Source organism: Paenibacillus dendrobii (assembly GCF_009807035.1).
GTDB classification, from domain to species: domain Bacteria; phylum Bacillota; class Bacilli; order Paenibacillales; family Paenibacillaceae; genus Paenibacillus_AQ; species Paenibacillus_AQ dendrobii.
Window position 1 is genome coordinate 408,072 of sequence record NZ_WUBI01000003.1, and the last position, 13,045, is coordinate 421,116.

Here is a 13,045-nt window from a genome sequence, read left to right on the forward strand (position 1 = left end):
GCTTACGTCCATTTACGGATACGTAGCTGCACTTTTTTTGTTCTATTACCCAGCTTCACAAGGATAAGACATAGAACAAGGCGAAGTTGTATATCCTATTCTGCATGACTAAGGAGGATACAGGATGTCTTTTATGACTCGTTTAGAGAAGTATGCCGAGCTGGCTGTCAAAGTCGCAGTCAACATCCAGCCCGGTCAATCGCTGTGGATTAATGCCCCTATCCATACACCCGAATTTATCCGCTTGATAACAGCGCAAGCGTATAAAGCCGGAGCCAAGCTGGTACATATCGAGTGGCAGGATGAAATAAGTATTCAGCTTAAATACCGCCTCGCGCCGGATGAAGCTTTTGAGGAATATCCATTATGGAGAGCGCAGGCTGTTCAGCAGTTTGCAGAGAACGGCGGGGCATTTTTGTTTATTGAGTCCACCGATCCCGAGCTGCTCAAAGGTGTAGACCCCAAGCGAATTGCTGCCAACTCCAAAGCTGCCGGAACCGCTTTGGCCAAATGGAGAGAATATATGTCCTCTTACAAGATGACCTGGTCCATCATCGGGGTACCTTCGGAGGGCTGGGCCAAGTTGGTCTTTCCTGATCTGGAAGCGAAAGCGGCGGTTGAAGCACTCTGGGATGCCATCTTCAAAGCGGTTCGTGTCGACCAGGACAATCCGGTTCAAGTCTGGCAGGAACATAATGCCACGCTTCACGACAAAAGAGCTTATCTGAACCGTAAGCAGTACAAAAAGCTGCATTACCGCGCTCCGGGAACGGATCTGACGATTGAGCTTCCGGAAAATCACATCTGGAACGGCGGTATCGCCGTCAACGAAGCCAAAAATCCGTTCAACCCGAATGTGCCTACGGAGGAAGTATTCACCTCCCCTCGCAGAGAGGGTACCCAAGGTGTGGTTCACAGCACCAAACCTCTCAGCTACCAAGGCAATCTGATCGAGAATTTCAGCCTGACCTTTGAGAATGGAAAGGTTGTCGATTTTGCAGCGGAGACTGGTTATGAATCACTGAAGTCCATGCTGAATATGGATGAATCCGCCCGGTATCTCGGCGAGGCTGCACTCGTTCCGCATCATTCTCCGATTTCGGAGTCCGACCTGATTTTCTTTAACACCCTCTATGACGAGAATGCTTCCAATCACCTGGCCTTAGGCGATGCTTTCCCGACTTGTGTTGAAGGCGGCCTGACCATGTCCCGCGGGGAACTGGACCAGGCTGGGCTTAATCACAGCATCATCCATGTTGATTTCATGATCGGGTCCGCAGAAATGGATATCGATGGAATCACGGCTGACGGACAGATTGAACCCGTTTTCCGGAATGGAAATTGGGCCTTTTAATCATAGCTTCCGAACAAAACAATCCACTGACCAAGGTCGGTGGATTGTTCGTGTTCGGCTGCGCCGACTTTTTACGACTGGTTTGATCCTGTCTGGTATGAAAGGTACCTCGCCTGGTTGTGCTGGATCAACCGTTCAAGCGCTTGTATGGCCGCATTCGCCACTTCGATATCTTGCTGGCTTGTGCCCCCGCTTACGCCTATCCCTCCGATAATCGTGTCCCCCACCTTGAGCGGAATCCCTCCGCCCAGAATGACGACTCTTCCGTGATTGGTGGTATTGATTCCAAACGACGGATGTCCCGGCTGGGCAGCTTCGCTTAAGTTCGACGTGGGCATCTGCAAAGCCACGCTGGTCCAAGCCTTGTTCTGCGAAATGTCGATGCCCCCTATTTTGGCATGATCCATCCGGTGAAATGCGACCAGATTGGCTCCATCGTCCACAATGGCAATATTTTCGGCAAGGCCCATCTCCTTGGCTTTCTTTTCCGCTGCCTCAAGCAGAAACTTGGCTATATCCAAAGTGATCTTCACTTGTATATTCACCCTCCATTTGTGTTTATTTCATTAATATATGGTCATTCGCACATTTTAGTGTATTAGACATTAGACAGCTTGTTTATGTCACTGTCCAGAAATCATTGTTCTTAAATTTCCGAAACCGCTTCAGCAATGAATGCAACATTTTGCATGTACGCCTCGTCAAGGACTATGAAAAGCAAGCATAATTTAACAATTGATCATGTTTGGCCATAAACATCACCAAACGCTCGTACAAGCCCACATTTAGGAGGAATTACAGATGAACAAAATGTACAAAGTGTTAGCTACTGCTTCTATTCTGGCCATGGCAGCCATGCCGGTTGCGGCAAACGCGCAAGACGTCCCGCCTCAGACCGTTCATAACGGACAAGGAAACATTCAAAATCAAGTGAAAGTGGTTCCTGCAACCATGGGACAAATCACAGATTTCGTAAACGATAAAACAGGCAAGTTCATTACCGTAACAGGCCGCGGACTCGCTCCTACGGATCAAAGCCAAATCATTCTGTCGATCACCAAGGACACGAAAATCGTCGATGCCAAAGGAAAAACCGTGGCTCTGAAAACGATTATGGATGAGAAAAAAGTAGTGAAGGCCTTCTACGGACCGAACATCACGAAAAGTCTTCCTGCCCGCGGAACAGCCTTGACGCTTGTCGTTCAGGATCAAAGCTTTACCGCTATTGATGGCACGGTTTCCGAGGTTATGGATGGAGGCATCCTTGTCAAAGGAACCGACATTTATAACGCGAACGAAGACTCGATTATTCTGCATTTTGCAGATAAAGCCACGATCCTCGACCAGGACGGAAAAACGATTGCAGCCAAAGACATCAAAGCAGGCATGAGCGTAAAAGCCTTTTACGGCCCTGCCGTAGCGATGAGTCTGCCTCCACAAGCGACTACCAATTACATTCGCGTCAACACCAATAACGAAACTGGTGAGGGTGAAGGTGAAGTGGGCCATGAACTGGCAGCAGGTACGGATGGAATCATTACGAGTACAACTGACGGCAAGATCACTGTGATCGGAAAAACACATGAAAAAGGCGGCGTAAACTACGTCATTCTCTCCGTGGATGACAAGACGCAAATCGTCGATGAAGGCGGAAAAGCCCTGACCAAAGATGCGCTAAAATCCGGCATTCATGTGGACGCTTCTTACAGCGACATCATGACCATGATCTACCCGGCTCAAACGCATGCCAGCAAAATCGTGGTAAAGAAAGCGGAATCCGTCAAGATTGAAGGTACCGTGGCACCTTCGGACCGCACAACGAAAGATCAAGTGTACGTTAACGTAGGGTCTGACGATTCTACGGTAAACGATGTTATTCTCAACATCTCCAAGGATACGCAGATCATCCCTACCATTGGCGGAGACACAGCTCTGCGTGCAGGCACGAAAATCGTTGCTTACCATTCTCCAGTCATGACCATGTCGCTCCCTGGCATCACCAATGCCGAAGTGGTCATTGTGACTTCCGATGAGAATGCTGTAAAACCCCGTTAATATAGGTGAAAATGGAAAAACCCAGCCGTCCTTTTAGGATCGGCTGGGTTTTTTTATGCCCTCTTTCTTTTGGCCAGCGTCAGTGATAACGGGATCAGAAACACCGTGTACGCAGCAAGCAGTTTCTTCACTCCGCCTGGAGCGGCGGTTACGTTCTCGACATATCCGGCCGGTAACAATGGACTTGCGCCCCATGGGGGCTAGATCCAAGTCTGTAACCAGTTCTTGGGCCCGGCCCGCAGCTCACCAGACAATAAATAAGGACACCGGCTTCACTCCGGTATCCTTATTTTTATATTCTGCGTTATTTATTTTCGAGCTTCGCCTGCTCGACTCGCTCTAGCGCCGCTTCATAGGTATCGATCAGCTTTTGCACGCCGAGTCCATTGATTTCTTCCACGTATTTATCCCATTCGCTCAGGTTTCTCGTACCAAGAACAAATTTGGAGAAGTTCTCTTCCCGGTATTTCTTCACGGCCTGCCCGGTTACCGAGAGCACTTCATTCTCCGCATCCGTAAAGGCAGGCTTTGGCTGCATGGCAGGCGGGTCGTATTTGGCCGCTTCCTCATATGCATTCTTCAAATCCGGCGAAAATAGGGACAAATGAGCGTCATAATCGATCCATGCGTACGTGCCGCTCGTCTGTAGGCCCGTTTGTTTGCGCATTTCCGTGACGTCCGTAAATTCGGGCTTGAACTTCTTTTGCCCATTCTCCTCGGTATACGTCTCGCCTTCCTTACCCCAGCTGCTGAGCGTCCGGCCTTCTTCGCTGTAGAAAAAGTCCATGTACTTCATGACGTCATCCTTGTGCTTGGAAGTTGAAGCGACCGTCAAACCGCCTTCCAAATAGTGAAAATACGGGTTCTGCGGCTTCATGCCGGACAAACCTGCCGGGGGAGCCATGAACTGCAAGCTGTATTCCGGGTTATCCTTGCGCATGGCATTGTTGAAAAAGTCGACGCGGCTGATATAGTCGATAGTAATGAATGATTGCCCGGTGGACATCACGTCCTGCCACTGCTTGGTTTGAATCGAGAGGAAATCCGGCGGGATAAGTCCTTCCTGATAGAAGGTATGCCACATGCTGACCATCGCCTTGTAATTGTCTTCCGTCGGACCAAATTTCCATTTCTTCTCGTCAAAATTATAATAGACATCGGTTCCGCTGCCGAAATTGGTTGTCAGGTTAGCCATCATTTCATCCGGAATTTGGCCGAAGCGCATGGAGAGCGGATAGCTGTCCGGATACAATGCTTTGAGCTTTTTCAGCACTTGGTGAAGCTCCTCGTACGTCGTGGGCGCGGCAAGTCCGTTTTTCTTGAAAACATCCTCGCGGTACAGCCAAATCATGCGGTTCGTTTCCCCAAAACCCTGGTTCGGGAACATATACATTTTGCCGTCTGCGGAAAGCGCCGCTTTGGCTTCTTCCGGGTACTTACCCATCCAGGCTTTCAAGTTCGGCATCTGGTCCACATGGTCCAGGATGTTCTCGAGCGCCCCTTGATCGCCATATTTATTGGAATCGCGGCGGCTGGACATATACATGAGATCCGGCAGGTTCCCGGAAGCCATGACCAGATTGAGCGTATCGCTCAGCTTGCCGGATGGCGTCTCCACATTCAGCGACACCCCTGTCTTATCCTTGATCCAGCCCCATATCGGCCACTCCTTGCTGTACGGAAACGTCGCATTGTTGTCCAGCAGCGCCGTTAAGGTCACGTTAGACCCGGTCTTCACGTCCGGATCTGCCTGGCCTGCGGGTTGTGGTTGTGTCCCGGCATTCTTATCCGCGCCCGCCGAGCAGCCAGCTACCGCAAACACGACGAGCAGCGCGGCCAACAGCCTTGCATACGATCTTTTCTTCCCCATACATACATCCCCCTTGGATTTCCCTTATTGAATCAAAACGAATGAGTGACGACCTCTAGAATCCGCTACGATGCCGAGTGTTCTTACGACCGCTAGTTCCTCCCGGATTGCTATGAATCAACAATCCATTGTGGAAAATCCGGGAGCAAAGGATAACGCTTCGCTTCTTCAGCAACCTCTCCCCTAAACATCAGGTTTTTCATTTGCGAATGCTGCAGCTTCCCTATGTTCCCCTATCCTTTCACCGCGCCGATCATCGATCCTTTAACGAAATATTTCTGGACGAAAGGATACAGGATCAGAATCGGCAGCGTGGACACCATGATCGTCGCATATTTGAGCGAATCCTCTACAACCAGGTTATCCCCGCCGATCTGCGTCACCTGTCCGGAGCTGACGCTGCCGGCAAGCACCAGATTGCGCAGCAGCACCTGCAATGGAAACAGATCCTGGCTTCGCAAATAAAGGAGTGGATAGAGGAAATTGTTCCAGATTCCGACGGCGTAGAATAAAGAGATCGTCGCGAATACGGGCTTTGACAACGGCACGATGATTCGGAAAAAGATCCCGACATCATTCAATCCGTCCATCCGCCCCGATTCTTCCAGCTCTTTCGGGATACCGCTGAAAAAGGTACGCATCAGGATGAGATTCCAGGTACTGACCGCGCCCGGGAGAACCATTCCCCAAATCGTATCCACCAGTCCGAGCGAACGGACGACCAGGAACGTCGGAATCATGCCCCCGCCGAAAAACATCGTGAACACGATGAGCAGGGTAAAACCTTTATGAAACATCATGTCTTTGCGGGACAGCGCGTAGGCTCCCATCGATGTAATCAGCATGGCGATGGCCGTGCCCAGCAGCGTGTAAATGATCGTATTCCGGTACGATGTCCAGATCTTGGGGTCGCCAAGCACCAGTTCATACATCCGCAGGTTGAAACCCTTCGGCCACAAGGTTACTTCCCCCTTCATCACATACACATCCCCGCTGAGGGACACGGCGAGCATATATACGAACGGATACAGCATGACGGCGGCAAGCGCCAGCATCACCAGCGTGTTGAAGACGGTGAATAAGCTGATGCGGCGCTGCAAGTGACTGGTGTTTACCATAAGCTCGTTCCTCCTAGCCGCCGGCTGAGGTAATTCGCCGAAAAAATAAATATAAAGCTGATAACTCCCATAAATAGATCGATGGCGGACGCGTAGCTGAAATTGCCCTGCTCCATGCCGACCCGGTACACATATGTGCTGATGATATCCGCCGTGCTGTAGACGGCCGGATTGTACATCAGGAATACCTTTTCAAAGCCGATCTCCAGCACCTTCCCGATATCGAGAATCAGGATGATCATAATCGTTGGCGCGATGCCGGGCAGCGTCACATGCCACAGCTTTCTCCATCTTCCGGCCCCGTCAATGCCGGCCGCTTCGTAAAGCTGGGGATCAACCGCCGTCAGCGCCGCAAGGAAAATGATCGTCTCCCAGCCGATATGCTGCCAGATTTCCGAAATGACGTAGATCGGCCGAAACAACCCGGGTTCCATCATGAAATTAACAGGCTTGCCCCCGAGCGCCGTAATCAGCTGGTTGACGATGCCCCCAGTCGGCGACAGAAACATGATCACCATGCTGGCTACGATCACATTGGAAATAAAATGCGGCAAATAGCTGAAGGTCTGCACCCATCGTTTGAACACGGCATTTCTGACCTCATTCATGAGAAGAGCGAGAATAATCGGGGCCGGAAAGCCGAACAGCAGCTTATAAACCCCAAGCAAAAACGTATTGCGCATTAGCACCCAGAAATCCGGATTGCCGAAAAACATGCGGTAGTACTTCAAACCGACCCAGTCACTCGCCCAAATTCCTTTGAAGACATTATAGTTTTTGAACGTGATCACCAGACCGAACATCGGGGCGTATTTGAACACCAAGTAGTACAGCAGGCAGGGCAGAAACAGCAGCCACAAATATTTGCTTCGCCGAAAGGCTCGCGCCATCCGCCCGCTGCCGGGGCGAGTCCGCCGATGTGTCTTCACGATCACGCCGGCGCCCGCCAGATCCGTCTCCGCCGGTTTCATTTCACTTCCGCACCTCCCCTTTTCGTTCATGAATGGCCTTACCTGTAACGACAGCATACCGGATCGCACATTGGAAAATAAATCGGCATGTTTGCGGTGCCATCCCCCTTTTTCCGGATCAGTGGAAAGGTTGTAGAGAATTTCGAAAAGGTGAATATTGTGTGAACTCGAAAATAAACCTTATGATATAGTCACTCTGAGGCCCGCCGCTTCTGCCAACAGATAACTGACCTACAGAACATGGAGGTGTTCATTGAATGTCGATCGTTTTGAAGAGAAAACTTGGTTTTCATACCCTGTTCACCAAACTGTTGTCCGGTTTTCTCGCCGTCATCCTGCTGCTCACCGCCTTTAACCTCGTTTCTTTCTTCTATCTGAAGCAGCAGATCCACAATGAAATCGTCAAATACAATGAACTCGGCATGAATCACGCCGCACGGGGCTACGAGAATCAGTTTCGGCTGACCCGGGAGATGGTGCTTGGACTGAACCAGGATCCGCGTTGGACGACGTATGTCAACCAGCTGCGGCAGGTGAAGATCAATCAGGCCTATGGTTATGTGAATGATGTCATCGCGGAGATGAAAAGACTGTACACCAACCCTTTCCTCAGCATGGACAATCTCATGATCTATTTCCAAAAGGATGCCTACGTCGTCGAGAAGGACGGGACAAGCAGCGCAAAATCCATGTTCGGCACGTATTACGTCAGTCCGTCTTATCCGCTGGCATTCTGGGATGAGCAATTTGGCGAACCCTATGCCTTTCACGTCTTTCCCGCAGCGAAATTCGCCGAAAACACGCCCGGATCGGCCAAGTCGAAAGGAACCCTGCTGCCTGTCGTCATTAAAATGATGCCTAACAAGGATATGTACCTGATCGCCATGCTTGACGCGGATCGTTTGGCCGGCAACCTGCAGTCCGCCATGGATGGAGACTTCTACATTTTGGACCCTGCAGGTCATCCTCTCTATACGCCCGAATCCGAGCCCAATGCCGGTGATCTGCCTGCGTTTGACTCGCTCGACGGCCTGCATTCGTATGTGCAGACAGGCGATTTTTACTACTTTTACAAAAAAGGCTCGGAAACGGGGTTCACGTATATCAGCAAGGTTCCGGTTCAAAGCATTTCCGCCCAGCTCCTGAATCTGAATCTCGTCCTTCTGTCTCTTCTGGCCGTTGTTGGCCTGCTGGTCGTCCTGACATATTGGTTCAGCCGCCGGGTCCACCGCCCGATTCGCCTCATGGTCGACAGCCTCCGGAAAGACGAACCCGAGCCCGATGCAGGGCCTGTCCGCGAAATCGATCTGATCAGCCGAAGAGTACAGCACATGCGGTCCTCTCATCAGCGGATATCAAGCGACCTGGCCCGCAAAAATTCCATGCTCCGCCACTACGCCTACACGAACAGGCTGAAAAACATTCATATGAATCTAAGCGAACTGAGAGAACTGGCGGATGCCAGCAGACCCTATGTCATGATCGTTTATCAAATCATATTCAAGGAGAAAGACGCGCAGTATCGTCTGGAACAGGAGAAAAGCGCTTATTATGTACGGGAATACATTGATCTGGTCTGGCAGCAAGGCTATCCCGATTCGGTCACGATCCAGACGGAGCCGAACCAGGTCCTGTCGATTGTGTTCCTGCCAGATGAATCGACAGTTGCCATTTCCAAGCTCCAACACTTGATGGAGGTGTTCGGCGCCGATCGGGACATCTATCTCATGACAATGGCCGATAGTCCGGTTCAGCCGGCGGGAGCGCCGTTCACAGGCGCCTATGCCAAGATTACCGGAATGCTGAAGCATCGCAAGCTGCTGGATCAACCCCAGTGGATTCGCCAGGAAGAAGGCGGCGGCACCGTCAGGGAGCCCCGCTGCTTCAAAGCGCTGTGGGAGCAGGAATTTCACAACAGGATGTTAAGCGGAAGCGAGGACAGCATGCAAGAGTGGACCTTGAAAAGTCTAAGCGCGCTTGAAAAGAAACAGGCTTCCGCCCTTGAGTACCGCCAGTTCGCCAAGGATGTGGCGGATGAGCTCGACAAGCTGCTGCGCAGCCTCAATCTCTCCGCAGCCTACCACGACGCCCCTGCGCCGTCGCTGGATATCACCCGGAATTTCTACAGTGCGGAGCAATACGAGTTCTGGTTCCGCGCTTTGCTGAATCCGGCCCTGCAGCTGATCCGCCGCAAGACGGAACATCATGATCCGATCACCTCTTTTGTCATGACTTATATCAACAACCACCTTGAGGAAGATATCAATCTGGACATGATGGCCGATAAGCTGAACATCACGTCAGGCTACCTGTCCACCTATTTCAAGGACAAAACCGGACATAACTTCAGCGATTACCTTAATGACATCCGCATCCGTACGGCAAAAGACATGCTGCAAAACCTGGACCTGCGCATCCAGGACGTCGCGGCCCGCGTCGGCTACCAAAACGTTAATTCGTTCATCCGCATGTTTAAACGGCATGCCGGCATGACTCCGGGCGAATTCCGGAAAAAGTATGCTTCTTAGAAGCCTCGGGGATCACGCCGGGTTTAGGTCCTAAATGCGGCTCCCTATTTTCTTTTGCGGCGTTTCTTCGTACTATTGAAACGGGACTGTCTCCAGTAAGCTTCGAGCTTGCAGAGACAGTCCCGTTTGGTTTCAGAGCAAGTTCATTCTCATGCCGGCCGGCAAAACATCCGTTTCCCGCGCTTGTACGTTTCTTGAATCCGGATCTTTCCGTCTTGCATCGTAAAAACGGCAATGTCCGCTGGGGACCCGGGCCGTAGCCCCTCACGGGTCTGGAGCTTCATGAGCCGCGACGGCGCGGTCGATGCCATGTCCCAGGCTTCACCGAGACTGCAAATACCCGCCGACACCATATGCGCTATTCCTGAAGTAAGGGGCAAGGCCGATCCGGCCAGCAGAGCCGGCTGATCGGTAAGATGCAGCCGCCCCTGCTCCGTAAGCGTGACATTTCCGCCGACGGGGGTATCATAGATTCCGGGCTGCATACCGCCAAGGCTAACGGCATCGCTTACCAGGATCAGCCTGTCGCCCTTAACCTTGCGGGCTACCTTCAGAAAGGCATCCGGAAGATGGAATCCGTCGGCGATGACGCTCGCCCATAGCCGGTCTTCCGCCAACTGATCCCAGATATAATGGGGATGGCGCGGCAGCACCGGGTGGGCGCCGTTGCCCAAATGCGTGGATAAGCATGCTCCGGACGAGGCAGCTTGCTCAATCTGAGGACTTGTAGCGGCTGTATGCCCGACAGCCACCACCAGTCCGCTCTCCGCGCAGCGAGCAATGAAGTCTCCGCTGCCCGGCCACTCTGGAGACAGCGTTACGATCCGGATACGACCGCCCGCCGCCTGCTGCCACGCTGCGAATTGCTCAGCATCCGGCGCTCTGACATGCGCCCGGTTATGGGCACCGCGCGGACCGTCCTCCGGGGAGATGAACGGGCCTTCCACATGCATGCCCGCAACGCCGTGCGCCGCGTCCGCGACATATTCCTGTTCAACCCGGCGGCAGGCTTGATGAATCGTCGCAAGCGTATGCGTCATGGATTCATCCGATCCTGTAATGATCGTAGGATAGAACGTGGTGACTCCTTCTCCCCACATCCGGTCCATAAACGCGATGACATCCGCTTCCGCGAGATCCGGAGCATTCATGTCGATGCCGCCATAGCCGTTGATCTGCAGATCGACCAGGCCCGGAGCGATCCAAGGCAGCTCTTCTTCCTTCTCCGCTTCCTTGTACAGGCCGGATGCGGCAGCGATACGGCGGCAATGGGTAATCATCCCTCCAGCCATATCAAGAACGATGATCTCCCCGGTCCGGTAATGCCTCCCTCTCAGCGTTATATTGGAGGATTGAAAACTGCCTGTAACCATGTGTTCGCCACCTTCTCTCTTGAATCACCGGAAATCAACGGGGCATGATTCCCGGTCGAGATAGAGCCGGCAATCCGCGTGCGTTCTCAGAATCGAAGCAGGACAGGTTGGAGAAACCGGCCCCTTTAACACGTCCTTCACCGCGTTTCGCTTGGCCGCTCCCGGCACGATACAGAATAGCTTCTCGGCAGATATCAGCGCCGGAACCGTCATGGTAAGCGCATATTCCGGCACAAGCTCCAGCCGTTCGAAGCACCCGTCGTTAACCTGCTGCTGTCTGCACTCTTCATCCAGCTGAACTCTTTTAACGGTCGATGGATCATTAAAATCAGCCACCGGCGGATCATTGAATGCGATATGTCCATTCTCGCCAATGCCCAGGCATACGATGTCCAAGGGAGCCGTCCGAAGCAGTGCGGCGTACCGATCGCATTCCTGCTGCGGCTCGGCCGATCCATTCATCACGTGAATGACTCCAGGATTGACGCGGTTAAATAATCGTGTGGCCAGGAAATGGCTGAAGCGCTGCGGCGCGCCCGGATCGAGCCCGATATATTCATCCATATGAAACGCCGTTACCCGCTGCCAGTCGATTCCTTGCGCCTGAACGAGATCGTGAATGAATTCGTTCTGGGAAGGCGCCGCGGCAAAGACCATCCGCACAGCTCCCTGCGCCTTCAGTTTTTCTCTGATCGCCTCGGCCACGTCTTCGGCAGCCGCTCTGCCCAGCTCGTCGCGGCCGGCATACTGCCGGATCTGCAACCGTTCTTTTGTCCATGCCCTCTCAGCCGATGGGGCTCTCATCATACAAGGATTCCTCCTCTTGTAGGTAATCGGAAAGCTGCTGCCCTTGAAGGCATGTCAGCAGATCTTCTGTCCATGTTGTTCCAGCAGCTCGAGAAGACTTTCCAGGCATTCTACCGTCGCTTCCTCGCCGCCGGCGGAAAAGGCGTAGCCCGCCGGACGCTTCAGCTGCTCTTCGCTCAGCGTGGAGGCAAGCCGGTAATGGGTTTCAAGGACAAGCCATCCGTCGTACCCCTCCGCTGCCAGCCGGGCCAGCAGCGGGCCATAACCGACCTGACCCTGGCCTATCGCCACAGCCTCTGTCCGCTCCTGTTCCCGCACGGCATCCTTGACATGAATATGGCAAATATCTGCACGCAAGGCTTCGTATCCGTCCGGATATGGTATTTCCCCATCCGGATCCCACATATTATTGCCGGGATCATATAATGCGCCGATCCACGGAGAAGACGCTGCCTGCACCAGCCGCGCGACCTTCGCCCCATTGGTGGCGAAAACGGAAGGGTCGGCTTCCAAGGCAAATTGCAACCCGTATTCCTCCAATACGGGCGCGGTGCGCTGCAGCTCCTTCACGATATCCGGATAGGCTACCTCGAAATCCCGGTCTGCCCAGAAGCTGAAGCCCCGAAGGATCCGGGCATCCAGAAGCCGCGCCAGCTCCGCGTAGCGGCGGAGCATGCGATGATGCGCAGCAACCTCTTCCTTGTTCTTCAGATTGCATTTAAATACCGGAGTGGACAAACCGCAGACTTGCAAGCCTGCATCATGAATCATGGCAGAAATCTCTTTCACCCTTTGGTCGCTAAGGCGATGCATCTGCTTCCCGTCCACCGACCGCAGTTCCAATCCATCCAGGCCATACCGCTTCGCAATCCGGATCGAATCCTCGATGTTTTGCGATATTTCATCCGTGATTACACCCAGCTTGAAATTTGCCATGGGCAATCCTGCCTCCTTCGCCGCTGCTCTGAA

11 protein-coding genes are annotated in these 13,045 nt (G+C 52.7%); 3 read left to right on the plus strand and 8 right to left on the minus strand.

Translation table 11 applies throughout. The features are described 5' to 3' along the window. The first annotated feature begins 124 nt into the window (after nt 1-124). Nucleotides 125-1,354: an aminopeptidase gene (locus GRF59_RS20045; RefSeq protein WP_160499488.1), complete on the plus strand. Its 1,230-nt coding sequence runs from the start codon at nt 125-127 to the stop codon at nt 1,352-1,354. A gap of 71 nt (nt 1,355-1,425) precedes the next feature. On the opposite strand, the gene GRF59_RS20050 is transcribed toward GRF59_RS20045, so the two are convergent. Continuing rightward, nucleotides 1,426-1,887 carry a heme-binding protein gene (locus tag GRF59_RS20050; protein ID WP_160499489.1) on the minus strand — a complete coding sequence of 154 codons (462 nt, stop codon included), beginning with the start codon at nt 1,885-1,887 and terminating at the stop codon, nt 1,426-1,428. A 268-nt stretch (nt 1,888-2,155) separates the two neighbouring features. Here GRF59_RS20050 and GRF59_RS20055 point away from each other — a divergent pair, with 268 nt between their 5' ends. Continuing rightward, the gene (locus GRF59_RS20055; RefSeq protein WP_160499490.1) at nt 2,156-3,409 is read left to right on the plus strand and encodes a peptidase; all 1,254 of its coding nucleotides are present in this window, start codon (nt 2,156-2,158) and stop codon (nt 3,407-3,409) included. A gap of 53 nt (nt 3,410-3,462) precedes the next feature. Here the strand turns inward: GRF59_RS20055 and GRF59_RS30045 are convergent, their stop codons facing one another. From GRF59_RS30045 to GRF59_RS20070, 4 genes are all read right to left on the minus strand, one after another. Then, complete coding sequence (locus tag GRF59_RS30045) at nt 3,463-3,588, minus strand: hypothetical protein (protein ID WP_272915010.1); 126 nt, start codon at nt 3,586-3,588, stop codon at nt 3,463-3,465. A gap of 125 nt (nt 3,589-3,713) precedes the next feature. Next, entirely contained in the window at nt 3,714-5,279 is a 1,566-nt protein-coding gene (locus tag GRF59_RS20060) for an extracellular solute-binding protein (protein WP_160499491.1), read from the minus strand. A 233-nt stretch (nt 5,280-5,512) separates the two neighbouring features. Continuing rightward, complete coding sequence (locus GRF59_RS20065; RefSeq protein ID WP_160499492.1) at nt 5,513-6,397, minus strand: carbohydrate ABC transporter permease; 885 nt, start codon at nt 6,395-6,397, stop codon at nt 5,513-5,515. Continuing rightward, nucleotides 6,391-7,287 carry an ABC transporter permease gene (locus tag GRF59_RS20070; RefSeq protein ID WP_160499735.1) on the minus strand — a complete coding sequence of 299 codons (897 nt, stop codon included), beginning with the start codon at nt 7,285-7,287 and terminating at the stop codon, nt 6,391-6,393. Before GRF59_RS20070 ends, GRF59_RS20065 begins: the two co-directional genes overlap by 7 nt. Nucleotides 7,288-7,625: 338 nt before the next feature. On the opposite strand from GRF59_RS20070, the gene GRF59_RS20075 reads away from it, so the two are divergent. After that, a complete protein-coding gene (locus GRF59_RS20075; protein ID WP_160499493.1) occupies nt 7,626-9,896 on the plus strand; it encodes a helix-turn-helix domain-containing protein in 2,271 nt (756 codons plus the stop codon). Nucleotides 9,897-10,045: 149 nt separating this feature from the next. Here GRF59_RS20075 and GRF59_RS20080 read toward each other — a convergent pair whose 3' ends face one another. Genes GRF59_RS20080 through GRF59_RS20090 form a run of 3 tightly spaced genes read right to left on the minus strand, consistent with a single transcriptional unit; the run spans nt 10,046 to nt 13,012 of the window. Next, entirely contained in the window at nt 10,046-11,269 is a 1,224-nt protein-coding gene (locus tag GRF59_RS20080) for an N-acetylglucosamine-6-phosphate deacetylase (protein WP_160499494.1), read from the minus strand. Between the two features lie 24 nt (nt 11,270-11,293). Next, nucleotides 11,294-12,076: a glucosamine-6-phosphate deaminase gene (locus GRF59_RS20085; protein ID WP_160499495.1), complete on the minus strand. Its 783-nt coding sequence runs from the start codon at nt 12,074-12,076 to the stop codon at nt 11,294-11,296. A gap of 54 nt (nt 12,077-12,130) precedes the next feature. Then, on the minus strand, nt 12,131-13,012 hold the full coding sequence (locus tag GRF59_RS20090; RefSeq protein ID WP_160499496.1) for a sugar phosphate isomerase/epimerase family protein: 882 nt from the start codon (nt 13,010-13,012) through the stop codon (nt 12,131-12,133). Nucleotides 13,013-13,045 lie beyond the last annotated feature (33 nt).